General features: G+C 63.0%; 25 protein-coding genes. 19 read left to right on the top strand and 6 right to left on the bottom strand.

Translation table 11 applies throughout. The annotated features are described in order from the left end of the window. Positions 1-93 precede the first annotated feature (93 nt). The 9 genes from A5713_RS09590 (at position 94) to A5713_RS09555 (ending at position 7,887) form a co-directional block, all read left to right on the top strand. Positions 94-1,083 (top strand): LLM class flavin-dependent oxidoreductase, encoded by a 990-nt coding sequence (locus A5713_RS09590; RefSeq protein WP_068094948.1) that lies wholly within the window; start codon positions 94-96, stop codon positions 1,081-1,083. A 79-nt stretch (positions 1,084-1,162) separates the two neighbouring features. Continuing rightward, on the top strand, positions 1,163-1,954 hold the full coding sequence (locus A5713_RS09585; RefSeq protein ID WP_068094996.1) for a FadR/GntR family transcriptional regulator: 792 nt from the start codon (positions 1,163-1,165) through the stop codon (positions 1,952-1,954). 111 nt (positions 1,955-2,065) lie between these two features. Then, positions 2,066-3,298 carry a CaiB/BaiF CoA-transferase family protein gene (locus tag A5713_RS09580; protein WP_068094946.1) on the top strand — a complete coding sequence of 411 codons (1,233 nt, stop codon included), beginning with the start codon at positions 2,066-2,068 and terminating at the stop codon, positions 3,296-3,298. Continuing rightward, a complete protein-coding gene (locus A5713_RS09575) occupies positions 3,295-4,020 on the top strand; it encodes a TetR/AcrR family transcriptional regulator (protein ID WP_068094943.1) in 726 nt (241 codons plus the stop codon). Before A5713_RS09580 ends, A5713_RS09575 begins: the two co-directional genes overlap by 4 nt. 47 nt (positions 4,021-4,067) lie before the next feature. Then, on the top strand, positions 4,068-5,225 hold the full coding sequence (locus tag A5713_RS09570) for a cytochrome P450 (RefSeq protein ID WP_068094993.1): 1,158 nt from the start codon (positions 4,068-4,070) through the stop codon (positions 5,223-5,225). 11 nt (positions 5,226-5,236) lie between these two features. After that, on the top strand, positions 5,237-6,151 hold the full coding sequence (locus tag A5713_RS09565) for a spirocyclase AveC family protein (RefSeq protein WP_156751821.1): 915 nt from the start codon (positions 5,237-5,239) through the stop codon (positions 6,149-6,151). Between the two features lie 16 nt (positions 6,152-6,167). Then, positions 6,168-6,344 (top strand): hypothetical protein, encoded by a 177-nt coding sequence (locus A5713_RS28700; protein ID WP_197516347.1) that lies wholly within the window; start codon positions 6,168-6,170, stop codon positions 6,342-6,344. Between the two features lie 377 nt (positions 6,345-6,721). Then, positions 6,722-7,387 (top strand): CAP domain-containing protein, encoded by a 666-nt coding sequence (locus tag A5713_RS09560; protein ID WP_068094939.1) that lies wholly within the window; start codon positions 6,722-6,724, stop codon positions 7,385-7,387. Positions 7,388-7,518: 131 nt separating this feature from the next. Beyond that, positions 7,519-7,887, top strand: coding sequence for a DUF732 domain-containing protein (locus A5713_RS09555; protein WP_068094936.1), 369 nt, complete (start codon positions 7,519-7,521; stop codon positions 7,885-7,887). 107 nt (positions 7,888-7,994) lie between these two features. Here A5713_RS09555 and A5713_RS09550 read toward each other — a convergent pair whose 3' ends face one another. Continuing rightward, a complete protein-coding gene (locus A5713_RS09550) occupies positions 7,995-8,411 on the bottom strand; it encodes a lipoprotein LpqH (RefSeq protein ID WP_231980310.1) in 417 nt (138 codons plus the stop codon). 1,835 nt (positions 8,412-10,246) lie between these two features. Here A5713_RS09550 and A5713_RS09545 point away from each other — a divergent pair. The 10 genes from A5713_RS09545 to A5713_RS09500 all read left to right on the top strand — a co-directional run bounded on the left by A5713_RS09545 (position 10,247) and on the right by A5713_RS09500 (position 21,068). Then, positions 10,247-10,933 (top strand): ABC transporter permease, encoded by a 687-nt coding sequence (locus A5713_RS09545; protein WP_197516346.1) that lies wholly within the window; start codon positions 10,247-10,249, stop codon positions 10,931-10,933. Further along, positions 10,930-11,784 (top strand): ABC transporter permease, encoded by an 855-nt coding sequence (locus A5713_RS09540; RefSeq protein ID WP_068094929.1) that lies wholly within the window; start codon positions 10,930-10,932, stop codon positions 11,782-11,784. Before A5713_RS09545 ends, A5713_RS09540 begins: the two co-directional genes overlap by 4 nt. Positions 11,785-11,799: 15 nt before the next feature. After that, positions 11,800-13,269 (top strand): MCE family protein, encoded by a 1,470-nt coding sequence (locus A5713_RS09535; RefSeq protein ID WP_068094984.1) that lies wholly within the window; start codon positions 11,800-11,802, stop codon positions 13,267-13,269. A gap of 36 nt (positions 13,270-13,305) precedes the next feature. Then, a complete protein-coding gene (locus A5713_RS09530; protein WP_068094926.1) occupies positions 13,306-14,334 on the top strand; it encodes an MCE family protein in 1,029 nt (342 codons plus the stop codon). Further along, a complete protein-coding gene (locus A5713_RS09525) occupies positions 14,331-15,653 on the top strand; it encodes an MCE family protein (protein WP_068094981.1) in 1,323 nt (440 codons plus the stop codon). The genes A5713_RS09530 and A5713_RS09525 overlap by 4 nt, the downstream gene beginning before the upstream one ends. Further along, a complete protein-coding gene (locus tag A5713_RS09520) occupies positions 15,650-16,999 on the top strand; it encodes a virulence factor Mce family protein (RefSeq protein ID WP_068094923.1) in 1,350 nt (449 codons plus the stop codon). Before A5713_RS09525 ends, A5713_RS09520 begins: the two co-directional genes overlap by 4 nt. A 38-nt stretch (positions 17,000-17,037) precedes the next feature. Then, on the top strand, positions 17,038-18,156 hold the full coding sequence (locus A5713_RS09515) for an MCE family protein (RefSeq protein ID WP_231980307.1): 1,119 nt from the start codon (positions 17,038-17,040) through the stop codon (positions 18,154-18,156). A 1-nt stretch (position 18,157) separates the two neighbouring features. Further along, complete coding sequence (locus tag A5713_RS09510) at positions 18,158-19,630, top strand: MCE family protein (protein WP_068094979.1); 1,473 nt, start codon at positions 18,158-18,160, stop codon at positions 19,628-19,630. Beyond that, positions 19,594-20,304, top strand: a complete 711-nt coding sequence (locus tag A5713_RS09505) for an Mce protein (protein ID WP_068094917.1) — start codon at positions 19,594-19,596, stop codon at positions 20,302-20,304. The genes A5713_RS09510 and A5713_RS09505 overlap by 37 nt, the downstream gene beginning before the upstream one ends. Positions 20,305-20,366: 62 nt before the next feature. After that, positions 20,367-21,068 (top strand): hypothetical protein, encoded by a 702-nt coding sequence (locus A5713_RS09500; protein ID WP_068094914.1) that lies wholly within the window; start codon positions 20,367-20,369, stop codon positions 21,066-21,068. A 34-nt stretch (positions 21,069-21,102) separates the two neighbouring features. Here A5713_RS09500 and A5713_RS09495 read toward each other — a convergent pair whose 3' ends face one another. The 5 genes from A5713_RS09495 to A5713_RS09475 form a co-directional block, all read right to left on the bottom strand. Beyond that, entirely contained in the window at positions 21,103-21,651 is a 549-nt protein-coding gene (locus A5713_RS09495) for an isochorismatase family protein (protein ID WP_369804387.1), read from the bottom strand. 63 nt (positions 21,652-21,714) lie between these two features. Then, entirely contained in the window at positions 21,715-22,890 is a 1,176-nt protein-coding gene (locus A5713_RS09490) for a cytochrome P450 (RefSeq protein ID WP_068094909.1), read from the bottom strand. A gap of 15 nt (positions 22,891-22,905) precedes the next feature. Then, positions 22,906-23,703 (bottom strand): SDR family oxidoreductase, encoded by a 798-nt coding sequence (locus tag A5713_RS09485; RefSeq protein WP_068094905.1) that lies wholly within the window; start codon positions 23,701-23,703, stop codon positions 22,906-22,908. A gap of 11 nt (positions 23,704-23,714) precedes the next feature. Further along, positions 23,715-24,542: a mycofactocin-coupled SDR family oxidoreductase gene (locus A5713_RS09480; RefSeq protein ID WP_068094902.1), complete on the bottom strand. Its 828-nt coding sequence runs from the start codon at positions 24,540-24,542 to the stop codon at positions 23,715-23,717. A 162-nt stretch (positions 24,543-24,704) separates the two neighbouring features. Next, positions 24,705-25,484, bottom strand: coding sequence for an SDR family oxidoreductase (locus A5713_RS09475; protein WP_068094896.1), 780 nt, complete (start codon positions 25,482-25,484; stop codon positions 24,705-24,707). Between the last annotated feature and the right edge of the window lie 20 nt (positions 25,485-25,504).

Here is a 25,504-nt window from a genome sequence, read left to right as displayed (position 1 = left end):
GCTTGCCTGGGTTGCCTTTGGCAAATACCGCACGGCCGATGCCTAAGTTGCCCGGCCGACTTGGTCACTGATGCCTTGGAGGGAAGTCGACGCATGCAATGGGGATTGCCATGGCCCGGCGAGGCGACCGCGGCGAAAGCGGAGGCCGCTGGAGCAGTCGCTTTCTGCGCCGGCGAGTTCGCCGACCTGAGCGCCTACGTAACCGCCGCAGAAATGACGCGCTCGACGTCGACCGCGATGGTCGGGCCCGGCATCGCCTACGCATTCGCCCGGTCGCCATTCATCCACGCCGCGTCCATCCGCCATTTGGCAAAGCGGGCGGGAGACCGTGTTTTTCTGGGGCTGGGCGCGGGGACCGCCCGGATGAATCGAGATTGGTTTGGTGTCACCGCGGACCATCCGGCACCCCGCATGGCCGAACTGATCGAGGTCATCGGAAAATTCCTGAGGGCTGAGAACGGCGAGTCGATCGAGTACCACGGCGACTTCTACACGATTAATGCCGATATTCGCGCGCCGGTGCTTGGCCCTCTCGACGTGCCGATCGTCATCGGCGCATTCAACAGGGTGATGATTCGCACCGCGGGACGGGTCGCTGACGGCGTCTTGGGCCACGGGCTGTTTACCGACCGCTGGTGGGAAGAGACGGTCGATCCCGAACTGGCTAAGGGCGCCAACACCGCAGGACGCACGGTAGACACCCTCAAAAAATGGGGCTGGCTCATCACCGCGGTCGATGACACTGACCCGCAGCGGGCGATCAATGACGCCCGTCTGCAAATAGCTTTCTATTTGACCGTGCGGACCTACGACTCACTTGTGGAGATGCACGGCTGGGAAGATCAGGTGAGCGCAATCCGGGCCGCCTTCCGCAGCGGTCAGCCGCATGCGATGGCAAACCACGTCACCGACGACATGCTCTGGGCGGTGGCGGTGTGCGGCGACACCGCCCAGGCGCGCAACATGTTGTCGAGTCGGAAACGGCTGCCGGACACAAGTTTCCTGGCCGCACCGAGTTTCCTGGTCGGGAACCACAGACGGTCCAGGTACGACGACGCGGCCATACGGCTGATGTGCAATTGAGATTGAACTCAGAATCGGCGCTGGAAACGCCAACTACATGGTTTACTGAGTCAAACAACTGACGCAGCGAGGAGTGCACTTGTCCCGGCCAGAGTCCCTTGCACCGATGATCTCAGCGGGGGCCGCACCTGGCGCCGTGCGCTCGCCCAAGACGGCCGAACTGGTAGCACGCACCCTGCGGCGGATGGTCGTGGACGGACAGCTCAAAGACGGCGACTTCCTGCCGCGCGAAGCGGACTTGATCGCACATTTTCAGATCAGCAGGCCGACTTTGCGGGAGGCAGTGCGAGTTTTGGAGTCCGAGCGACTCGTCGAGGTGCGCCGTGGTTCTCGCACCGGTGCCCGAGTGCGGGTACCAGGACCGGAGATCGTCGCCAGACCGGCGGGGCTGCTGTTGGCGTTATCGGGCGCGACACTCGCGGACGTCATGACGGCGCGCACCGCCATCGAGCCACCGGCCGCCAAGTTGCTCGCCGACGACGGCACCACGAAGGCCCATCAAGAACTCCGACGACTGATAGACGACGTGCCCCGCGCGTGGGAGACGGGAACCTTGGCCCAGGCCTCGGCGCAGCTGCATCGGCGCATGGTCGAGCTTTCGGGGAACGCGACCCTGGGAATCATTGCCGGCATGCTTCACGAGATCGGTGAACGCCACACGGCCACAGCGATATCGGGTGCAAGCCCCACCAACACCGTGCCGGCGGCGGAGTACGGAAAGCTGCTCAAGTCCTACACGCGTCTCGCAGACCTGGTGGAAGCGCGCAAGGGCGATGCAGCAGAGGCGCATTGGCGCCGGCACATGCAGGCGGCGGGTGCCGCGATGTTGAAGGGCTACGAGAAGACCAAGGTCCGCGACATCATCGACTGAGCGCGCCGATTATGAGCTGAGTCTCCCCATCGCCCCCAACCGAGTGATACATTCGCTTAGCACCGGCTCAATTTTGCGACGTAGATCGACAATGATCTCAGGAGGTTGGGTGTGGCATCAGGTCCGCTCGATGGGGTCCGCGTGCTGGAGGTTGCCCAGTTCACCTTCGTTCCGTCCGCGGGTGCCGTGCTGGCCGACTGGGGCGCGGATGTAATCAAGGTCGAGCATCCGGTCACCGGGGACGCTCAACGCGGACTGGTGCGAGTGCTCGGCGCCGCGGCGACGGTTCCCGGATCGTCGTTCGCGCCGATCATGGAAGCACCCAATCGCGGCAAGCGTAGCGTTGGCTTGGCACTTGACAATCCCGACGCACGCCAGTTGCTCGAGGAGCTGATCCGGCGTAGCGACGTGTTCCTCACCAACTACTTGCCTTCTGTACGAAACAAATTGGGCATCGATATCGCCGACGTTCGCGACGTCAACCCCGACATCATCTACGTCACGGGCAGCGGTTTCGGCGCGGAAGGCCCCGACCGGGATACCGGCGGTTATGACGCGACGGCTTTTTGGGCGCGCGGTGGTAGTGCCGATGGCGTCATGGCTTCCGATGCTGAGCGAGCACCGTTCATGCCCGCCGGTGCCTACGGGGACAACGTCGGCGGCATGTCGATCGCCGGAGGAGTGGCCGCGGCCCTATACCGCCGACAGGTCACGGGTAGCCCATCGGTGCTCGACGTGTCGTTGCTCGCCGTTGGCGCTTGGGCCACCCAATTCAGCGTCAACATGGCGATGCTGTCCGGCGGTCCACTGCCGAAACCCGAACGCAGGACCCAGGCGCCGGGTAATCCGCTCACGGGTTGTTACCGGACGTCCGACGGCAGGTTCATCCAGCTGTCGATGCTTCAGCCGACGAAGTACTGGCCCGAGTTTTGCGGTCTCATGGGCCTCGACGAATACGCGCACGATCCGCGCTTCGCCACGCTGGAATCCATGCTGGACAACCATGAAGCGGCATACGAGCTCGTGCGCGGTGCGATCGCCGGTGAGACTTACGCCGAGTGCCGCCAACGTCTCAGCCGCGGTACGGGGCAGTGGGCACCGGTGCAGGATGCGTGGGAGCTGGCCAATGACGAGTCGCTGCTAGCGAACGGACTCATCGTCGAAATCGTTGATGCAGAGGGTAATCCACAGAAGCTGGTCGCCAGCCCGGTGAAGTTCGGCGACATCCCGACGGCGCTGACGCGGGCCCCTCAGTTCGCCGAACACACCGATGACGTGGTTCGTGAACTGGGCATCGACGACGACCGCCTGATGGAGCTGAAGGTCGCCGGAGCCATCACATGATGCCGGGGGAGGCCGTGCCGGCTGACGATGGCACCGTCCGTGATCGTTTGATTCGAGCGGCCGACGCCGAGATCGCAGAACGCGGAATCAATGCCGTGCAAATGGATGTCGTCGCCACGCGGGCGGGCGTGTCCAGGGCCACGGCGTTTCGCCAACTCGGCAGCGTCGCGGAGTTGTTGGTGCAGGTTGCATTGCTGCGGGCCCGTCGGCACGTAGCGGCCGTGGAAGCGTTGATGGCCAAAAAGGTCGGCGTGCTGGCCAAGATCGAGGCCGCCCTGGTGTACACCACCCGTGAGCTCCCAACGGATCCGTCGATCTCGGCGCTCATGGCCCAGGGGTCCGCTTCGGTCCACCACCCACACGTGCACCAGGTGGCCGTCGATGCAATGGCCCCGACCCTACGCGAGGGGCAGCGCAGTGGTGAGATACGCACCGACCTGGACATCGACGAGCTCATCGATTTCCTGGTCGAGCAGACCTATCTCGCCGCTCAAGAGCTCGACCGCTCGGATGCGGCTGTCCGCAAGCGGTTTCGTGCCTTCATCGTTCCTGCGATCGCGGCGACCAGCGGCGAGCGACTCGGGTTGACCCGGGAGGCCCAGGAGTCCGTGGCAGTGGCGATCGAGGCGCTCACTGATCTCGCCGCACATTTGACGCAGGACGTTCAATCGACCATCGACACGCCGCCAGGCATCCATAAAGGTCACGAGAGGAAGCCATGACCGACAACGACACAGCCACTTCGTGCCCAGTCAGGAACGTGGCGTTGATGGCAGGACGATCGGCGCCGGCGCTGTCCAACTTCCGGCTTCTCGACTCGATTCAGGACGAGGTCAGACCCGTACTGCGCAGCACCGAAGCCGACGGCTACTGGATGTTCACCGACTACGCGACAATCCTGGACGGTCTGCAGCACCCCGAACTGTGGTCAAGCAGCGTCATCGTGCCCACCGAGCCGGAACCGCCCTACAAGTGGATCCCGGTCATGATTGATCCCCCCGACCATGCGAAGTGGCGCAAGGTGCTGGCCGACTACTTCTCGCCTGGCCGCGTCAAGGCCATGAAGGACGCCCAGCACCGGCTGGTCGGCGAGCTGATCGACAAGTTGAAGCCAGCGGGCGGTTGCGAATTCGTCACCGAGCTCGCCCGCGTCTTTCCGTCCATCGTGTTTCTCGACCTCATGGGCATGCCGATCGACCATCTCGATGACTTCCTCGGGTGGGAGGACATGATCCTGCATCAAGAGGGGGTGGGCGAGGAGGTCAACGCGCGTCGACTCGAGGGAATGACGCACGTCATGGCCTTCTTCCAAGGGCTCATCGAACAACGACGCGCCGAGCGTCGCCCCGATGCCCATGACATTGTCAGCACTGCGATCGACTGGGAGATCGACGGGGAGCCGATCAACGACCTGGAATTGTTGAACTGCCTATTGCTGCTGTTCATGGCCGGGCTTGACACTGTGGCCAGCCAAACGTCCTACGCGATGCTGCATTTAGCCACCCATCTCGATGACCGGGATCGGATTGTCCACGAGCCCAACATCATTCCGCACGCGGTCGAAGAGTTGCTGCGCGCCTACCCGATAGTGCAGACAGCACGGAAAGCGACTCAGGACATGGATTTCCATGGCTGTCCGGTGAAAGCGGGTGACATGGCTGCCTTTCCGCTGGCGCTGGCGAATCGTGATGACCGCATGTTCCCCGGTGCACGTCGCGTCGACCTGGACCGGGGGATCAGCCGACACATCGCTTTCGGTGGTGGCCCGCACCGATGCCTCGGGTCTCACCTGGCTCGACAGGAGATGGTCGTTCTGCTTGAGGAATGGCACCGCCGGATCCCCGAATACACACTCGCGGCCGAACCTGTCGAGCATGGCGGCCAGGTGTTCGGGCTGGACTCACTTCAACTGCGCTGGGACGTTTGAGTCACCACGAGATGATCTGCGCAATCGGATACTTCGTCCCGCCGGCGACTGAGAATCCAACCGGGGTGTGGTTCTTCAACTGGGTAATCCCGATCGCGGGGGCCGCGTTCATTGTGCTAGCAGTGGTCGATGTCGTTCGACGGCGTCGCCTCACCTGGGGGTTCCTTTTCCTGTTCAACAGCATGGCCGTGTACTGGATGGAAACGGTCGGGGACTGGGGCCAGATGTTGTTTTACAGCCCGGCATTCGCTCAGCACCACCTGTTGGATTGGCTTCCGCTGAAAACCCCCCGTGACCCGATGTTCATGCCGTTCGCCTATGCGGTCTATTGGGGTGTGCACGCGCTGCTTGTGCTTTGGCTGAGCCAGTGGCTGTCGTCTCGGCTGGGCTGGAGCATGCTGAAATCCATTCTTGTGCTCGCTATTCCGATCAACTATGTCTGGGACTTCATCGTCGAGGGTCTGGCCACGGCCATGGGTTGGTGGACCTACGATCCCGGGATAGGCCCCGTGCTGGTATGGAACAGCGGCGGACGCATCACACTGCTCTGGACCATCGGGCTGATGTGCACATGGCCGAACCTGATCGCCTATTGGACCGGTAAACCACCCATCCGCGGCTTGAACCATTTGGAACGGTTTTGCGGCCTGGATCGTTACACGGCGGCCAAAACCCCGTCGCGCCGATCCGTTCCGGTAGCGGTGTCCGGCGCCTCAGGGCTGGCGGCCGAACCGCGAAGGATGACAAAGGCGGAGGAATTCGACGACTGTCTCAACTATGAGGTCACCACTGCGAGGTGGCGATTCGAGTTGATGCGTTTGGGCGCTTGGTTCGTCGGCTTTCAGGTGACGTTCTTCCTATTTCTCGTCGGACCCCTATTGGCTCTGCGCGCCCTCCTCGGTGCGCAAAGCCCATATGTCCCCTAGTCGAAGGAGGTGCAGGTTGGTTGGGTCCAAGCGCCGCAACATGAAAGACATGCCCGCCGAGTTCTTTTTGCCTCCTGCCACCAAGGCTGGGTTATGGCGGGAAACCATCGCGTTAGTAGCGGGCTGCTACCTGTTCATTCTCACTATCGCGAGCGTCGCCGTGCTGACTCAGGGCACGGTGATCCGACTTTGATGTGACTCATGGCTCGGCTCGACCCTGAAGCAACCGCGAAGACATTCAGCACTTCCGGATGGCTTCGGGGGCGCTGCGCGGGCCGGCGTCCGTAAGGTCACGCGTTTTTGACCCCGACAACGGTGCATCTCTGGCCAAGCGGTTGACAGCAACCTCCACACCGCGGACTAACAGCTATATATTTTGCTCATTAGCATCTAGACGCCGCGGCAGCGTTCTGGGTAGCCTACGTTCAGCCGGGCTGGGTCTGGTCGTTCATTGGCTCGATATCAGATGGTCAGCAAGCGCGCTTGCGACGACGGTCGACGGGTCCGAATGACTGTTGCCACAGCCGGTTTAAGAGTCGCGAGAGCGGCCGGTTCATGAGGGGGTTGGACATGCAGTATCGGGCCCTGTCCCTGCCGGCCGCGGTAGTTTTAGCCACCGGGGCGCTGGTGGGACCACCCATCGCGAATGCGGACGGCGACAACAACACGCTGATACCGAACAACAAGCGGCTCAATGACAGTGTTGTCGCGAACGTCTACACGGTTCAGCACCAGTCGGGTTGCAAAAACGACGTCAGGATCAGCCCGCAACTGCAGCTCGCAGCGCAGCGGCATACCGAGGACGTGCTGAACAACCGGGCCCTCGACGGCGACATTGGCTCCGACGGTTCCACCCCGCAAGACCGGGCTAACGGGGCTGGGTTCAATGGTCCGGTGGCAGAGACGGTGGCGATCAACCAGTCCATCGCCATCAGCGGCAACGACTTGATCAACCGGTGGTACCACGACCCCGCCGACCTCAACATCATGTCGAATTGCGCCAATAGCCAAATGGGGGTCTGGTCATTGAACAGCCCGGATCGCACTGTGGTGGTCGCGGTCTACGGCCAGCCTCAAGGGAGCGGGGGAAAACCGCCCCCGAGCACCGAAGGGCAGAACATTCCACTAGATCCCAGCCCGGACTATGACGCCAGCGACGAACTCGAGTTCGGTATCAGATGGCTACCGTGGATTTTGAGGGGCGTGTACCCGCCGCCAGGGCAGCCACCCGAATAGAGCTCGACCGAGGCCCATCATGGGTGCCGAACCATGGGGTGATCGAAGCATTTTGGCCGGTAACCCCTAGCGGGTTAGACACACTTAGCGTGCTTCGACAAAAATAGATAGATGTATTACGCTTTACCCTGATGAATCGGCGGAAGCGCTCGGCCGGAGCGGTCATCACAGCAGTCCTCGCCATGATGGGTTGGACTGGTGTTGCGGCTGTCGCCCCCGCGCGAGCTGACTCGGTGGCGTATTTGTTCAATGTGACGGTTCGGCCCGGCTACAACTTCGCCAATGGCGACCAGGCCATCGCCTATGGTCACGGGGTCTGCGACAAGATCGCCCGAGGCGACACCTATGCCAGTATCGCCCGAGACGTCAAAGCGGACTTCAACACATCTGATGAATACCAGGCGACGTATCTGATAAGCCAGGCCGCACAAGAGCTATGCCCCAACCTGATCTGGCAGTTGCGCAAGTCTGCGGCAAACTACACCCCGCCACCGCCCTGAATGCCAACTCGGCTGCACGGCATGCCGGCGACAACCTCGGCTTGAAATCCGTTAAGACGGCGACACGTAGGTCAGCTCGTATCGACATGAGGATCGGTCGGACGACGCTAGCACGCGACTTTGATCGTGAATCTTCCGGTTGTCCGGATGCTTGGCTTGTCTGTGTCGAAACCCTCGGCGGTGCCGCGGATGGTGTACGTGTGGCCAGTCATGCTCACGTAGGCCTCGCCTTGAAGGCCTTCCACGTAGCTGCCGGTGAAGCCGCCGACATCGTTGATGTTGACTGACCTGGCACCAACGGCATTCTCATTGGAAACGAACGCCGTAACGCCTTCCGCGGTGTCACCGGTGGTGATCCTGGTTAACCAACCGAGCGGCAGGCACGTCACGGTGCCGCTCTGGCGGGAAGCTCCATCGTTGATCGTCAGCTGTGCTGTCCCGCCGGGCAATGTTCCGGGTGCGGCTGCGTTGTATGACGGCGAGCATGCGCCGACACTAGTCGCGACCAGAAGCGCCGTGGCCACTTCGCCAAACCGCCTTCGCACCAGCTCACCTCGTTCAGTTCGGTTCTTATGCGTCACCCTATGTCATATGGGAGCCAAGGCAACCCGGCGACGGCGCACCTGCCGGTAATTCAGACCAGCTGCTGGATGCTTCAGTCTCCCCGGACTTTTCAACCGCATTCAGTGTGGACGTCAGAGTGCGCCGGAAGGATGCTTGCCAGAGCGCGTCTTTGCTCGGGAAGTAGTAGTAGTACCCCGCCGACCGGTGCTCGCCCCCGCGGCGGGCGACGTCGCCCACCCGGCTGCGCTTCGGCTGCGGCGAGCCGCCGCTCACGGGCCTGCTTGCCCGCCGGCGAGTTCGGTTGATCGGCCACAACTGCACCCGAAAGCCAAAGCGTTGATGCAGATCATGGTCGGCCTCCGGGCACCGCTCGGCTCGTGGTGGGCCAGAGTCCTGGCGACACAGGGGCAATTAGTTGAACCACGCGCTTCAGGCGAGGCCCACCGCCGCGAGGGCGCTCCCCCGGCATGCGGCAATGGTCCTCGGGTACGCGTACCAGCGACGTTTCCCGCGCGTAGCTAACGGTTGGCAACCGTCGAGCCACTGGTACAACGCGCTGGGTTCAGCGTCTGACACATCCGTTTGGGAATCGACCGCGAACGCAGCAATAAAGCCGAGAAACGTTTAAACCGATATATAGATATATGTTTTGCTGAAGCGTCTTACCCGGCAGGTTTGTCTCTTTAGCGGACCGCGTTGCGCCTCAGCGCACTAAACCGGCGGTGCGCCGCCGGGCCGGACATGAGTCGCACTACTTGCCCGCCTACTTCGAGGCAATGTTGAAAAATTGCTGTCACACACTGGGCGAGTCCCGTCTGGAGCCACGGGCAATGGGGAAGCATCGGCCGATGAGAAGTATGTAGTGATGTCGACCCGCATAAGCACTGGTCACGGCTCTGTCTGTGCGGTCGGCCTTGGCCGGGCAGTCCCTGCTGACCCCCGGGCGGATGCCAGGGCGGGCGTCCTGGCGCATAACGACATCATTTTGGCCGAACTTGTCCGCGACGCTCTCCAGAGCTCACATCCGCTCGAATATCGGCGAAATTGCATTGGATTTTATCCGCAGGTCCTGAGCGATAATAAATCCCCGACGAACGCGGTGATTCCTTCCGCGGTTCGTATTGCTGGCTGATGGTCAGGCGGAGCTGCCAAATCCAAATCAACAAACGGCCTCACGGCCGCGATAATCGCATTTCCATATTCGAATTGAGAACGAAAACGGTGTCCATTTAGCAAACTCACTGTGCCCCGTGCTGCTCGCCGCAAGGAAGCGGAGCCGTAGCGGGGCGGGTTTCAAGAGGGTCACTCCGTCAATCAGGTATGTCGTCGAGGACATGCAGGTGAACGCATTGGACACACGTGTAGTGCTGGATGTATTCGAACTGATGGACCCCGCTCGGTTGCTCCGAGGCCCGACAATCAGTACATAATTCTCGAAACCGTTAGCAAATCTATTGAATGCACAAATCATCTCCATGGTGGTTACTGGAAACGAACGCGCCACTGTTGCCCTGTCTTACCGAGATGGTGTAGCGTCCCGCTGTGCTGTAGGCCACATCATTACGGCGGCGGGTTACGTTTTCCCCCGCGGGGAGGATTCATACGGTCTAATGTTGGCTGCGACTAGACATCGGCGAACACGCTAGTGGTAGCGGTAGACACGGAGCCTATTGCGGCCGCGCCCAGTGCGGCCCGTATCTTGGCGTCCCTCGAGACCGGGCGGGCGGCTGGCGCCGCCAAGCCGCTACGCGAGGTTGGCAGTTTCTTCGCGCTTTCGCTCGACACGCTGATCCAGATGTTCCGTCCGCCTCTTGCCTGGCGCGAGTTCATCCATCAGGCCTGGTTCGTCGCTCGGGTGTCGATGCTGCCGGCTGTCTTCCTGTCGATCCCGTTCAATGCCCTCGCGATCTTCATCATCAACATCCTGCTCGTCGAGATCGGAGCCGCGGACGCCTCCGGAGCCGGCTCCGCCCTCGCCGCCGTCGTGTACATCGGGCCTATAGCGGCGGTACTGGTGGTCGCGGGGACCAGTGCAACCGCTATGTGCGCCGACCTGGGAGCCCGGACCATCCGCGAAGAAGTCGACGCCATGCGGGTCATGGGCATCAACCCGGTCCAACGACTGATCGTGCCTCGTGTCCTGGCGATCGGACTGAACGGGTTCCTCGTCAATTCGATCATCACCGTCGTCGGGTTGATCGCCAGTTACTTGTTCTCGGTCTACCTTCAGCACGTCAATCCCGGCTCCTATGCGGCCAGCCTGACGTTGCTCGTCGGTCTGACCGACCTGGTTGTGGCCTTCGCCAAGGCGATGTTGTTCGGCTTCATCGCGGGTCTGATCGCCTGCTACAAGGGGATCACCGTCGGTGGGGGACCCCAGGGTGTCGGCAACGCCGTCAACGAGACGGTGGTGTACACGTTCTTGGCGCTCTTTGTCATCAACGTGGTGCTGACCGCGATTACGAACAAGGCGACGATGTGAGCGCCGCCCCAGCGGCGCGCCGGCTGCCGCATCTGACAAGCACGTTGGGCCGCCTTTTCGAGGGATGGAACCGCCTCGGAAGCCAGACCGCGTTCTACGTCCGAGCCCTTGGTTTTCTGTGGGAAGCGCTGAGCCGCTACAGAATAGAGACGCTGCGGCTGATCGCAAACATGAGCCTGGGTGTCGGCGCCCTTGCCATGATCGGTGGCACCGTGGTGATCGTCACGACCTTGACGATGTCCACCGGCGGACTGGTGGGGATCCAGCTCTTCCGATCGTTGTCCGACGTCGGCGTGCAGGCGTTGAGCGGTTTCGCGTCCGCCTACATCAACACGCGGCTAGCTTCGCCGCTGATCGCCGACGTCGGCCTGGCGGCCACCATCGGCGCCGGCGCCACCGCACAGCTGGGCGCCATGCGAATCAATGAGGAAGTCGACGCGCTCGAGGTGATGGGCATCCACTCGATCTCTTATTTGGTCTCCACCCGGGTGGTAGCCGGTGTGCTGGTGGTGATCCCGCTCTGGTGCATGGCGACGTTGTCCGGATATCTCGCCACCCGCAGCTTGATCATTTTCGTGTACGGGCAGTCACCGGGCGTGTTCGATCACTACTTCCACACTTATCTCCAGCCCACCGACTTGATCTGGTCACTACTGCAAGTGATTGCCGCGGGAAGCGTAATCATGTTGGTGCACACGTATTACGGCTTTCACGCCTCGGGCGGCCCGGCGGGCGTCGGTGAGGCGGTCGGTCGCGCCGTGCGCACCTCACTGACCGTGGCGGTCGCGGTGACATTGGCGGTGGCATTGGCCGCCTATGGAGTGTCCGGCAACTTCCACCTGTCCGGGTAAGCGGCTATGACGACCATGCGACGAAAGCGACGAGAGGCCGGGCTGCCGCCGGCGCTGTGGACCCTCATCCTGTTCGCGTTCATCATTGGATTGGTTTTACTGACCACGGCGGCGTTCAACAGAGACCTCAGGCCCTACGCCCGTGTGACCGTGACGTCCGATCGAGCGGGCTTGGTCATGGAACCTGGCGCGAAGGTGAAGTTGCGCGGCGTGCAGGTCGGCCGGGTCTCGGCGATTCAGCCCGGCGATCCCGTGAAGCTCCAGCTGGAGCTTTATCCCGAACAGCTGCAATACATCCCGGCGAACGTCGGGGCAAAGATCACCGCCACCACCGCGTTCGGTGCCAAGTACGTCGACCTGCTCACACCGGACAGCCCGAGCCCCAAACGGTTGGCGGCGGGGGCCGTGGTGGCATCGAGCAGCGTCAGCGTCGAGACCAACACGGTATTCCAGAACCTCGTCGCGGTGCTGAACCAGGTCGACGTGCCCAAGCTCAACGCGGTCCTCACCGCCGTGGCCGATGGATTTCGCGGCAAAGGGCAAGTCATCGGGGAGGCCACCACCGACCTCAACCAGGTGCTGTCGGCGGTCAATCCTCGCAGCGAGACGATCCGAGCCGACTTCGGTGCCCTGAAGGGATTCAGCGACACCTACAGCGCGGCAGCGCAAAACATTGTGGCCATTCTGGATTCGGCCAGCACTACAAGTACCACTATCACCGATGACGCCAAGCAACTAGACGCGCTACTGCTCAACGTCAGCGGGCTTTCCCGGGCCGGCATCAACGTGATCGGCCCCAATAAGGACAACCTCGTACACGGTGTCAACCTGCTGGAATCCACCACGCGCCTGTTGATGAAGTACAACCCCGAACTCACCTGCACGATCGTCGGCGGGAAGAATGTGCTCGACGATTTCCTGCCCGTTGCCGGTGGCAATAACGGATATTCGGTCGTGCTCGACGTCGCGTTGCTGCTCGGCGACGATGCCTACCGGTTCCCTGACAACCTGCCGATCAACGGCGCTAAAGGTGGGCCCGGCGGTCAGCCGGGCTGTGGATCGCTACCCGACGTCTATAAGAACTGGCCGCAGCGCTACCTGGTCACCAACACCGGATGGGGCGGCGGGCTCGATATGCGGCCCAACCCTGGCATCGGGTTCCCCGGGTACGTCGACTACTTCCCCGTCACCCGCGGGATACCGCGACCGCCGAGCATCCGGCACCCCGGTGGCGCGGCGCCCGGCCCCATCCCCTATCCGGGGGCGCCCCCCTACGGGGCGCCGCAGTACGCGCCCGACGGCACCCCGCTGTACCCAGGGTTGCCGCCGGCGCCACCGCCGGGCAGGCCGCGCGAGGCCGGTCCGCCGCCGGCAGGGACCGAGCCGTTTGTGCCGGCGGTACCGGGCGGGTCGCAGCCGACATGCGGAGTCGTCACCCAAGAGTGCGCGCCGCTGCCCCCACCGCCCTATGCCCCAGCGCCCTAAGGCGCCCCGCTCCAACGTGATCCGAGGAAACTAGACATGCGAGAGAACTTGGTAGGCGCCCTGTGGCGCCTGACCATTTACTTGGTCGTGTGCCTGATCGGCGCATTCGCGCTGATCGCCGTCTTCGCTCAGTTGCGCTTCCAGCCGGAGAAGACCTACAAAGCTCAGTTCGCCAGCGTGTCCGGACTGGAGAACGGGAACTTCGTTCGCATCGCCGGCGTCGACGTTGGCAAGGTAAAGAACATCACCATCCAGCCCGACTCCACGGTCCTCGTCGAGTTCACAGCGGCCGACTCGGTAGTGCTCACCCAGGGCAGCAGGGCGGCTATTCGCTTCGCTGACCTCATCGGCGGTCGATATGTAGCCCTCGAGGAGGGGGCCGGGGGAGTCACGCTCCTGCATCCCGGCGACACGATCCCGCTGAGTCGCACCGAGCCGGCGTTAGACCTCGATGCGCTCATCGGCGGCTTCCGGCCTTTGTTCCGCGCGCTGGACCCCGACCAGGTCAACCGGTTGACCGGTCAATTGATCGCCGCCTTCGATGGACAGGGCACCACGATCGGCTCGTTTCTCACCCAGGCCGCCGCCTTGACGAACACCCTGGCCGACCGCGATCAACTTATCGGACAAGTCATCACCAACCTCAATACCGTCCTCGGATCGCTCGGCGGCCAAAGCAAGCAATTCGGCAAAGCGGTCGACTCGCTGGCTGAACTGGTCGACGGCCTCAAGGCCCGCAAGCAGGACATCAGCAACGGGGTGGCATACGGTAACGCGGCTGCGGCGTCGGTGGCCGATCTGCTGGCCCAGGCGCGCCCGCCGCTGACGAAGGTAGTGCACGAAGCGGATCGGACCACCTCGCTTGTACTGGCCGATCACGACTATGTCGATCATTACCTCGAGACCTGGCCCGAGGCGTTCCAAATCCTCAATCGGCAAGGCATGTACGGAGACTTCTTCAGCTTCTATCTGTGCGACCTCGTGCTCAAGGTGAACGGCAAAGGGGGGCAACCGGTTTACATCAAGCTGGCCGGCCAGGCCACCGGGCGGTGCACGCCGAAATGAAGCCCTTCTCCGAACGCAACCCCCTGCTCATCGGCGCGGCCGGCCTCGCGGCGGTCCTCGTGCTCATGCTGCTGTCGGTGAACTATCAGAAGCTGCCATTCTTCAACACCGGCAAGACGTATTCGGCCTACTTCGCCGAAGCGGGCGGCTTGCTGCCCGGCGACCATGTCCAAGTATCGGGCTTCCGGGTCGGTCAGGTGTCCAGTGTGGATTTGGACGGACCGCGCGTACTCGTCAAATTCAGTGTCGCCAACGGTGTCCGCCTCGGTGACCGCACCGAGGCGGCCATCAAATTGCGGACGGTGCTCGGTACCAAATTGCTGGAAGTCACCCCCCGCGGGGACGGGCAACTGGCCGGCCCGATCCCGCTGGGCAGAACCACCTCGCCCTATCAGCTGCCGGACGCGTTGGGCGATCTCACCACCACCATCAGCGGGTTGGACACCAAGCAGCTGTCCAACTCGTTGGCCGTGCTGGCCAACACATTCTCCGACACGCCACCGGACCTGAAAGCCGCGGTGCAGGGAGTGGCTCGCTTTTCCAAGACGATCGACGAACGCGACACCGAGCTGCGAAACTTGTTGGCCAACGCCGATAAAGCGACAAAGGTGTTGGCCGAACGCAGCGACGAGATCGTCAACCTCGTCGCCAACACCAATGCCCTGCTGGTGCAACTTCGAAGCCAAAGCCGCTCACTGGAACAGATTTCGCACAACCTCTCGGCGCTGGCCCGGCAGCTCAAGGGGTTCATCAGCGAGAACCGCAACACGCTCAAGCCTGCGCTCGACAAACTCAACGGCGTGCTCACGATCGTGGACAACCGCAAAGCGAATGTGCAGAAGGCGATTACGGGGCTCGGAAAATACGCTTTGAGCCTGGGCGAATCGGTCTCATCCGGCCCCTTCTTCAAGGCATACTTGGCCAACCTGTTTCCCGGGCAGTTCGTGCAGCCCTTCATCGACGCGGCGTTCTCCGATCTCGGGCTGGACCCCAATGTCCTTCTGCCGACCCAACGCGCCGATCCCCAGACCGGGCAGCCGGCCACTCCGCCGCTGCCGATCCCGTTCCCGCGGACCGGCCAGGGCGGCGACCCGCGCATGACCATCCCGGACGCCATCACCGGCAACCCGAACGATCATTCGTGCGGTCCGTCCGGTGTGCCGTTGCCCGGGCCTGGCTGCTATCCCTATCGGGAGCCGCCCGCTGCGCCGCCACCCGGCGGCCCGCCGCCGGGCCCCCCTGCGCTGCCGGGTCCCGGTGAAGGACAGTCGAACCCGGCTCCGGCCGCGCCGACCCAGATTGAAGTTGGTGGACAGTGAGCGCAGGTAAGGCCAAGATCGCCGTAGCCATCACTCTGGTCGCGGTGCTCGTCGGCGGAGTCGTCACGCTGGCCCGCTCAGCCGGTGTTGGCCGCAGCTACGTCACCGGATATTTCGCCAACAGCACGGGCCTCTATGGTGGCGACGACGTGGTCATTCTCGGGGTGCGGGTCGGCAAGGTCGACAAAATCGAGCCCTTGCCCAACGGTGTCAAGATCAGCTTCTGGTATGACGACAAATACAAGGTGCCCGCCGACGCGAAGGCGGTAATCCTGTCGCCGTCATTGGTGACGCCGCGCTCGATTCAACTGACGCCCGCCTACACCGGCGGTTCGGTGCTGCCCGATCATGCGGTGATTCCCCAGCAACGCACCGCTGTTCCGGTGGAATACGACGACTTTCGCCAGCAGCTCGAAAGGCTGACCCAAACCCTGCAGCCCACCCAGCCGGGCGGAACCAGCACCCTCGGGGCGTTCATCAATACCGCGGCCGACAACCTGCGCGGTCAGGGCCCAGATATCCGCGACACGATCATCAAGCTGTCGCAGGCGATTTCCGCCCTCGGAGACCACAGCAACGACCTGTTCGGCACGATCAAGAACCTGTCGATCCTGGTCTCCGCGTTGCACGACAGCAGCGACCTGTTGGGCCAGCTGAACCAGAATTTGGCCGCGACCACCGGTCTGCTGGCCGAAGACCCCAACCAGGTAGGCAATGCGGTTCACGACCTTGACGACGTCGCCGACGACGTCCGAAACTTCGTGGCCGACAACCGTGAAGCGTTGGGCACGACCTCGGACAAGCTGGCCTCGGTATCGGGGGCGCTGAACGAAAGCCTGGACGACATCAAACAAGTTCTGCACGTTGCCCCGACAGCGTTCCAGAACTTCCTGAACATCTACCAACCCGCACAGGGGACGCTGACCGGCGCGCTCGCGCTCAACAACTTCGCCAACCCGATTCAATTCCTGTGCTCGGCAATCCAGGCGGCTTCGCGTCAGGGCAGCAAGCAGTCAGCCAAACTGTGCGTGCAGTATCTGGCGCCCATCATCAAAAACCGCCAGTACAACTTCCCGCCCCTGGGAGAAAATCTGTTTGTCGGCGCCTCGGCGCGCCCCAACGAAATCACCTACAGCGAGGATTGGCTGCGGCCGGACTACGTTCCCCCGCGACCACCGGCACCGGCCAACTCGCCAGAGGCAGCTGATCCGGCCGCCCCGCCGGCCGCGGTCGGCGCCCCACCGGCGCCTGACGCGCCCGCGGCGCCGCCGACAAAACAACCCGTCGATACCAATCCGGCCGATGGCCTACGGGGAATGATGGTCCCACCCGGGGGTGGACAGTGAGTCGATCACGTAACTGGTGGCGCGTCGCCACGGCGCTCGTGGCGACGCTGGCGCTGGCGGCACTGCCGGGCTGCGACTTTCGTGGCGCAAACTCGTTCACCCTCCCGGGAACCAAAGGCCGGGGACCGGGCGCCTACACGATTCAAGCCCAGATGCCCGATGTCCAGAATTTGCAGCGGAATTCCCGTGTTCGGGTCAACGATGTCACGGTCGGAAATGTCACCAACATTGAGCTTCAGGGTTGGCACGCCCTCGTGACGATGACCATCGACGGTGACGTCGACCTGCCGGCCAACGTGAGCGCCACCATCGGGCAGACCAGCTTACTTGGGTCAGTGCACGTCGAACTGACGCCACCGACCGGCGTGCCACCCCAGGGGAAGCTCAGAGACGGGTCGCTCATTCGGCTGGCGTCGGCCACCAGTTATCCCTCGACCGAACGCACACTGGCCGCGGTTTCCCTCTTGCTCAACGGCGGCGGTCTTGGCCAGCTCCAAGACATCACAAAGTCATTGAGCACAGCGTTTACCGGTCGCGAGCAAGACTTGAGAAGCCTGCTCGGACAGCTTGATAAGTTCGTTGGCTACCTCAACGATCAAAAAGCGGACATCATCGCCGCAAGTGACAGCCTCAACAATCTTGTCGGCCAATTCGCCGACCAAAAGCCGGTGATCGATAAGGCGCTCAAGACCGTCCCGGACGCCTTGGCCGTGCTGGCACATGAGCGGGACAACCTCGCCGAGGCGCTCGGCGACATAGGCAAATTCGGTGCGCTCGCCGCGGACTCAGTGAACAAAACCAAGGAGAACCTGGTCAAGGAGCTCAAGGACCTCGGCCCGGTGTTGCAGTCGCTAGCGGATGCGGGGCCGGCGCTGACTCGCTCGATCGGTTTCTACGGAACGTTCCCATGGCCCCGAGACACCATGAGCAAATGGCTGCGTGGCGACTATGCCAACTTGACCGCGGTGATCGACCTGACCCTGAGTCGACTCGACGCGTCGTTTTTTACCGGAACACGCTTTGAGTGCAACCTGACCGAGCTGGAGCTGCAGTGGGGCCGCACCATTGGTCAGATGCCCAGCCCTTGCACCGGCGGCGGGCCGTACAACCCCGGTAACCCGCTGGTTGTTCCCTACCACTTCAACCAAGGGCCGTGACATCGTGCTCACCAAACGGGTCAAGATCCAGCTGGCGGTTTTCGCGGCGCTGAGCCTCGCCGCCGCCACGATCATGTTCTTCGCCTTCATGCAGGTACCTAGCGTGTTTTTCGGAGTGGGCCGCTACACAGTGACCCTCCAGCTGCCCGAAGCGGGTGGTCTCTATGAGGGCGGCAACGTAACGTATCGGGGCGTCGAGATCGGTCGCGTGCAGGCGGTGCATCTGACCAACAGCGGTGCTGAGGCTGTGCTGCAATTGAATTCGGACATCAAGGTCCCCGCAGACCTCAGCGCCGAAGTGCACAGCGTGTCGGCAGTCGGTGAACAGTATGTGGAGCTGCTACCCCGCAGCGGGCAGGGGCCGTCGCTGAAAGGCGGCGACACGATCGCGGCCGACCGCGCCTACGTCCCGCCAGATATCAACTCCCTGCTGGGGGCAACCAATCGGGGCTTGACTGCGATCCCGCGTGACAACTTGAAAACGGTGGTCGACGAATCCTATGTCGCCGTCGGCGGGCTCGGCCCCGAACTGTCTCGGTTGGTGAGCGGGACGGCGAACCTGTCGATCGATGCCCGCAAGAATCTGGACGCGATCGTCGACGTGATCGACAAATCCAAGCCGGTTCTCGACAGCCAGACCGACTCGGCGGACGCAATTCAGGCATGGGCCGCCCACCTGGCGACTATCACCTCTGAGCTGCGGGACAACGATTCTTCGGTGCGCGGTCTGATTCGCAAGGGCAGTCCAGCGGCCGCTGAGGCCCAGGCGCTGTTCGACCGGCTCAACCCCACGCTGCCTATCGTGCTGGCCAATCTGGTCAGTATCGGACAGGTGGGCGTCACCTACCGGGATAATTTGGAATCGATCCTGGTCGAGCTGCCCCAGGGCGCGGCTGACATCTTGGCCGTCGGCGTGGCCAACAAGAACACCAAACAGGCCTACAACGGCGCCTTCCTGAGCTTCAACCTCAACCTCAACTGGCCACCCCCCTGCACCACCGGATTCCTGCCGGCCCAGCAGCAACGGGCGGCAAGCTACGAGGACTACCCGGATGCTCCGAAGGGAGACTTCTACTGCCGGGTCCCCCAAGACTCGATGCTCAATGTGCGTGGTGCCCACAACTATCCGTGCGAGACCCGCCCCGGCAAGCGGGCCCCGACAGTGAAGCTGTGCGAAAGCGACCAGACCTACGTCCCCCTCAACGACGGCTTCAACTGGAAGGGGGATCCGAACGCGACGTATACCGGTCAAGGCGTCCCGCAGTTCGCACCGGGTGAGGAGCCGCCCGGGCAGGCACCTCCTCAGTCGCCACCAGGGCCCCTGCCGCCGCCAATTGCCGCAGTTCAATACGACCCAGCCACCGGCATGTACATGGGGCCAGATGGGCGCATGTACACCCAGAGCGACCTCGCCCGTGGCAGCACAAAGGAGCAAACATGGCAAAGCATGCTGGTGCCACCCAAGAAGAACTGAGCACCACAGAGTCGCCCGAAACGGCCTCCGATTCGTCCGGGCGCGCCGACGAGAGCTCAGCGGCGGCACCCGTCTCCGAGGCGGCGACACGAAAGAACCACAGCGATGAGGTGTCCTCAGAAGATGACTCTCGTGATGAGGGTGACGAGGCCGACGGCGGCAGCGAAGGTGATGTATCGACCAAGAAGCCCAGATCGCCGGTGCGTTCAGCGGTCATCCTGGTCTTGGTCGCGGTCGTCGGTTTGGGAGCGCTGGCCGGTTGGTTCGGGTTTCAGGAACACAAAGCGCATCAGGCCCAGCAGCAGCGGGAGTTGCTGATTCGAGTTGCGCGGCAAGGCGCTCTGAACCTGACCACGATCGACTGGCAGCATGCCGACGCCGACGTCAAGCGGATTCTCGACAGTGCGACCGGCGCCTTCTACGACGACTTCTCACATCGATCCCAGCCATTCATGGACGTCGTGAAGAAAGCGCAGTCGACGTCGGTGGGAACGGTCACCGAAGCGGGCCTGGAATCGCAGTCTGGCGACGAAGCTCAAGTGCTGGTCGCCGTATCGGTCAAGACCTCCAATCTTGGTGCAGCAGAGCAGGACCCCAGACACTGGCGGATGCGCATCACCGTCCAGAAGGTGGGCAATGAGGCGAAGGTCTCCAACGTTGCGTTCGTGCCATGAGGGATCCGGAGAGCGGCGGACAGCGACGACCACGGTCACAAATGGGAAAAGGGAGCATCGCAGTGCGAGTTGAATCCGATTTCGCCACAGAGCACGACGAAGCGGAGGTCGCCGACGAGACGACTGCGCAGGCCGATCGTGACATCAACGGGGCCGAGGAGACCGGTGACGCTAAAGACGCCCTCGAGAGCAAAGATCTTGACGAATCACCGGAAAAATCCGCCGAGGGTGACGATGCCGAGGATCCGGAAGGCGCTGAACCACCGGCGCTCAAGCGTCGAATCCAATGGTCACGTGTGGTGGCCTTCAGCGTGCTGCCCCTCTTGCCGTTGGTGATTGCAGGCGCCGCCGGTTATCTCAAGTGGCAAGACGCCTGGGTCCGCGGATCAGCAGTCGCTGGCATCGAGTCGGTCGCCGCCGCCAAGGATTCCACCGTAGCGATCCTGTCCTACCAGCCTGACAGCGTCGAGAAGGATCTGGGCGTCGCCCGCGACCGGCTCACTGGGAAATTCAAGGACTCCTACGCCCAGTTGATCCACGACGTGGTGATACCCGGTGCCAAGAAAGACCACATCGCGTCAATCGCGACCGTTCCCGCCGCCGCCTCGGTGTCGGCGAGCCCCAACCATGCGGTAGCCCTGGTGTTCGTCAATCAGAGCGTGACCGTCGGCAATGATGCCCCTACCGATACCGCGTCCGCTGTGCGAGTGACTCTCGACAAGAGCGACGGCCACTGGCTGATCTCTGCCTTCGATCCCATCTAAGTCAAAGGCTTATCACAGAAGGCATTTCAACCGCTCAGCTGGTGCCGGCGGCCCATTCTCCGATGAGGTCGTCCACGGTGGTTAACCGGCCAAGTACAGCAATAGTGTTGTCCAGAACCTGATCTCCGTATTCGGCCGGTGTACCCGCAACGGCGTCACGTGGGACCACGAGCTCGAAGCCGGCCTGAGTGATGTGTCCGGCCGAGATCGGGAGTGCGAGGTTCAACGAGACACCGGTGAGAACGATCGTCCGCACGCCGAGACCCCTGAGGACCGGCAACAGCTCGGAATCCATGGTGGGAAACAAGCCATGGTGACGGGGCAGCACCAGGTCGGTCGGCGCGAACAGCTCGGAGAGCACCTGAGTTTCCGAGGAACCGGGCGCCCATGCCGCAGTAGCTGGTCCCAGTACCCGCCAAATCCGTGCGGTACCCGGGTGCCCGCCGCCCAGCGTGCCTTCATAGGTGGCATGGACGACCCTGACACCGGATACCCGCGCAGCGTCGAGGAGTTGGCTGAGCTTCCCGACGAGCGCCGCGCTGTCCGCGGCGAGCTGCGGGAGTACCGATTCGGGTCCGAGCACACCGTTCTGGCATTCGACGCACACCACCGCGACGGTGTGGGGTGTGTTTGAGGTGGCCACCGGTCAGTACCTCAATAATAACGAGCCGAGCGCGAAAGTGTTTGCCGGAAAGACGATCTCGGGCTCGCAACCCGGGGCCAGGTCGAATTCGGGAACCCGCTTCAGCCATTCCTCGACGATCAGGCTCAGCTCCATTCGCGCCAGATGGGAGCCGAGGCAGCGGTGCGGGCCGCCGCCGAATCCCCAGTGCGGATGAATCTTTCCATCCATGACCACGTCGTTGGCCGAGATCTCGTCACTGTCGTCGCGATTGATAGCCGCCAGACACAGGCGCAGCCGTGTGTCGGCCGGAAGTGTCACGCCGCCGATCGTCACTTCCCGGGTGGTCACTCGCGGCACGATGGGGGCGGGCGGCTCCAGTCTGACCATCTCCTCGACGAAAACACGGATCTCGTCAGGGTTGTCCCGCAGTGTCCGCCGAAGTTTGGGGTTGCGTGCCAATTCCAAAAGGGCAAAGCCCATCGACGCGGTGACGGTGTCGAGGCCCGCGAGGACGAAGAGGAAGCTCAGCCCGATCGCTTCGGCGTCGTCGAGCGGGTCGTCGCCGGTGAGCACCTGCGATAGCAGGTCGTTCCCCGGATTCTGGCGGCGCTCGTTGATCGCCTCCGAGACGTAGGTGACCAATTCGAGCGCGGGGGCGAGGTCGGCGCCCTCCATCGACGGCAGCTCCGACAGCGCGATCACGTTGTCCTTCCACGCGATCAGGCGGTCGCGGTCCTGCAGCGGCAGGCCGAACAGGGTGAGGAATACCTGCGACGGGTAGGGGATCGCGATATCGGCCATGACGTCGCACTCGTGCTTACCTGCGGCCGCGTCGACGATGGAGATCGCCTGCTTCTGCAGCGAGGGCAGCATGCCCTTGAGCGTGTGCGGGCTGAAGAACGGCTGCAGGATCTTCCGGAATCGGGTGTGCTCGGGCGGGTCGAATGAGATGGGGACCAGTGGCAGGGGGCTGCCCAGCTCGTCGAACGCCTTCTTCGACGAGAAGGTGCCTGGATCGCGCAGCGCCGTGAGGACATCCTCCCGTCGGGTCAGGTAGTACCACCCGTCCATGTACACCACGGGTCCGGCGTCGCGCACCGTCTTCCAGCCGACTCCGCGGTCGGCGCCCATCGGCAGTTTCGCCCATTCGAGTTTGGCCACGCCGGCGATTGTTCGTTCCTGCTGGTCGGTGCTCATGGTCGTCTCCCGTCCTCAGAATGCCGATCGATGCAGTCCACCGTCGACCTCGATCCACGCCCCGGTGATGTAACCCGCGGCATCCGAACACAAATACGCGATGAGTGACGCGATTTCGCGAGGTCTGCCCATTCGTGCCGCGGGAACGCGGGCCTGTGTCAGCATGAAGTCGCGGCGCTGCTTTTCGTCGGCGATGCCAATGTTCTTCTCGAGATAAGCGATCGCGTTGTCGGTCTCGATCCACCCCGGGGCTACGGTGTTGACCGTGATGCCGTAACGGGCGTACTCGTCGGACACAGTTTTGAGCAACCCGATCGTGGAGGGCCGGGTGGCGTTGGCGACCACATGATGGATGTTTCCCGTCGGCTCCTTGGCAGTCGCGGAACCGATGTGCACAAAGCGGCCCCAGCCCGCTTCCCGCATCGCGGGGAGGACCGCGCGGAGCAGGAAGATCTGGCTCATTGTGTACGCCTCGAACGACTCGCGATAGGCGTTCAGGTCTTCGATATCGGCGAAGTCGCCGGGACGCTGGTAGATGGCTTGTCCGATGACGATCAGCGGCGGCCCGTACTCGTTGTCGACGTGGCGGATCGCGTCGTCGAGCGCCTCTGGCTCACTGACGTCGGCGCACACACCGACGGCCGCGCCCTCCTCGCGCCGGATCTCTTGCACGGCGGCATCGACGTCGGCCTTTGTCCTCGCCAGCACCGAAACCCGACACCCCTCGGCCGCAAGCATCCGCGCGACCTCGAAACCGATGCCCTTGCTCCCGCCGACCACCAGCGCCGACTTCCCCCGAATTCCGTAGTCCACGAACGTCGTCCCTAGCGGCGGACGTCCATGCCGGCGTCGACCTTGAGCAGGCTTCCGGTGAACGACCGACCCAGATCGGAGATCAGGAACACAATGGCGTTGCTTACGTCTCTGGGCTCGATCATCGGCAAGTCGGGCAGCGCCGTCTGCATCGAATTCGCCAGGTGCGGATACGCTTCAATGACCTTGAACAGCGCGGGGTTCTCCGTGATCATCGGCGTGACACAGTTGGTCGGGGCAACAGCGTTGACGCGGATCCGGTCGGCTGCGAGCAAATTCGCATACGCGCGCACCAAACCGGTGATCGCCAGCTTCGCCATGACATAGGCGTCCGAACCGCCACGGCCGTCGGTCATGTCGAGTAACGCCGCCATCGAACTGGTCGCGACGAGGTTGCCGCCCTCGCCACGTTCCTTCATGTGCGGGATGGCGACCTGGAACGCGTTCCACACGCCGATTTGCATGATGTCGATCCCGACCCGCAGCGCCTCGGAGGCGTCCACCTCATCGATATTGGTGAGGACGACTCCCGCGTTGGCGATCACCGTGTCGATGTGGCCGAATTTTTCCACGCCCGTGTCGAAGGCCGTCTGCAGCGCAGCTTTGTCGCGCACGTCGGCCTGCGCGAAAAGCATTTGCTGGCCAGTCTTTTCGACGAGGCGGGCAGTTTCCTCCAGGTCCTCGAGGGTGCCGAGCTTGTAGGGCACGACGTCGAGGTCGTGGCAGATGTCCACACCGACGATGTTCGCGCCCTCTTCCGCGCACATGACGGCGTGTGACCGTCCCTGTCCACGGGCCGCGCCGGTGATGAAGACGACCCGACCGTCGAGCAAGCCCATGAATTGCTCCCCTCGTTACCATCGATTGCCCTGAACGTGCCGCACGGTTCGTGCACGGTGTGACCCGCGCCACGAAAGCATGCTACGCGCCCGGCGCGGAAATATACAACTATTTTGATAATTCAAGGATGGGCGCACCCGGGAATGGGCGGCCGCGAGAAGTCAACGCGGAGTGAAGCGTTGTGCGCCGTCAAGGCGCATCACCTCACCGTTGACGTACCCGTTGGTCAGCAGGAAGACCGCCGCGTCGGCGAACTCGGCAGGAGCCCCGAGGCGTTTGGGGAACGGCACGTTCGCGGCGAACTTCGCGATCGCCTCTTCGCCGACCGACTCCATGATCGGCGTCTTCATTGTCCCGGGGGCGATCGTGTTCACCCGAATGGCGGCGGAGCTGAGGTCGCGCGCAGCGGCGATCGTCAGTCCGATCACGCCGGCTTTCGCGGCGGCGTAAGCGGTTTGACCGATCTGACCCTCGTAACCGGCGATGGACGCCGTGAGCACCAGCGCGCCGCGTTCGCCGTCGGCCTGCGGCTCCGCCGCCGCGATGTAAGCCGCGACAAGCCGGGCAACGTTGTAGGTCCCGTTCAGATAGAGGTCGATGGTTTTGGTGAAGCCCGCAAGATCGGCCGGGCTGCCGTCGCGCTGCACGATGCGTTGTGCGACGCCGAATCCACCGTGTGCGACGACGGCATACCGGAGCTGACCGAGTTGGTTGGCTTGTTCGATCGCTCCGGAGACCGAGTCTTCGCTCGTCACGTCCGTGCTGACGAAGGTGGCGCGGTTGCCCAACTCGTCAGCGAGCGCCTTGCCCTTGTCGGCGGCCAAGTCGGCGATCACCACGCCCAGGCCCTCGGCGTGCAATCGCCGCACCGTGGCCTCACCGAGGCCGCCCGCGCCTCCGCTCACGATCGCGGACGCACCCTTGAATTTCTCGACTGTCACTGGTTCTCCTTCTGAGTTGA

It is taken from the genome of Mycobacterium sp. E2497, from assembly GCF_001668695.1.
Classification (GTDB): domain Bacteria; phylum Actinomycetota; class Actinomycetes; order Mycobacteriales; family Mycobacteriaceae; genus Mycobacterium.
This window is presented reverse-complemented; position numbering and strand designations above follow the sequence as displayed.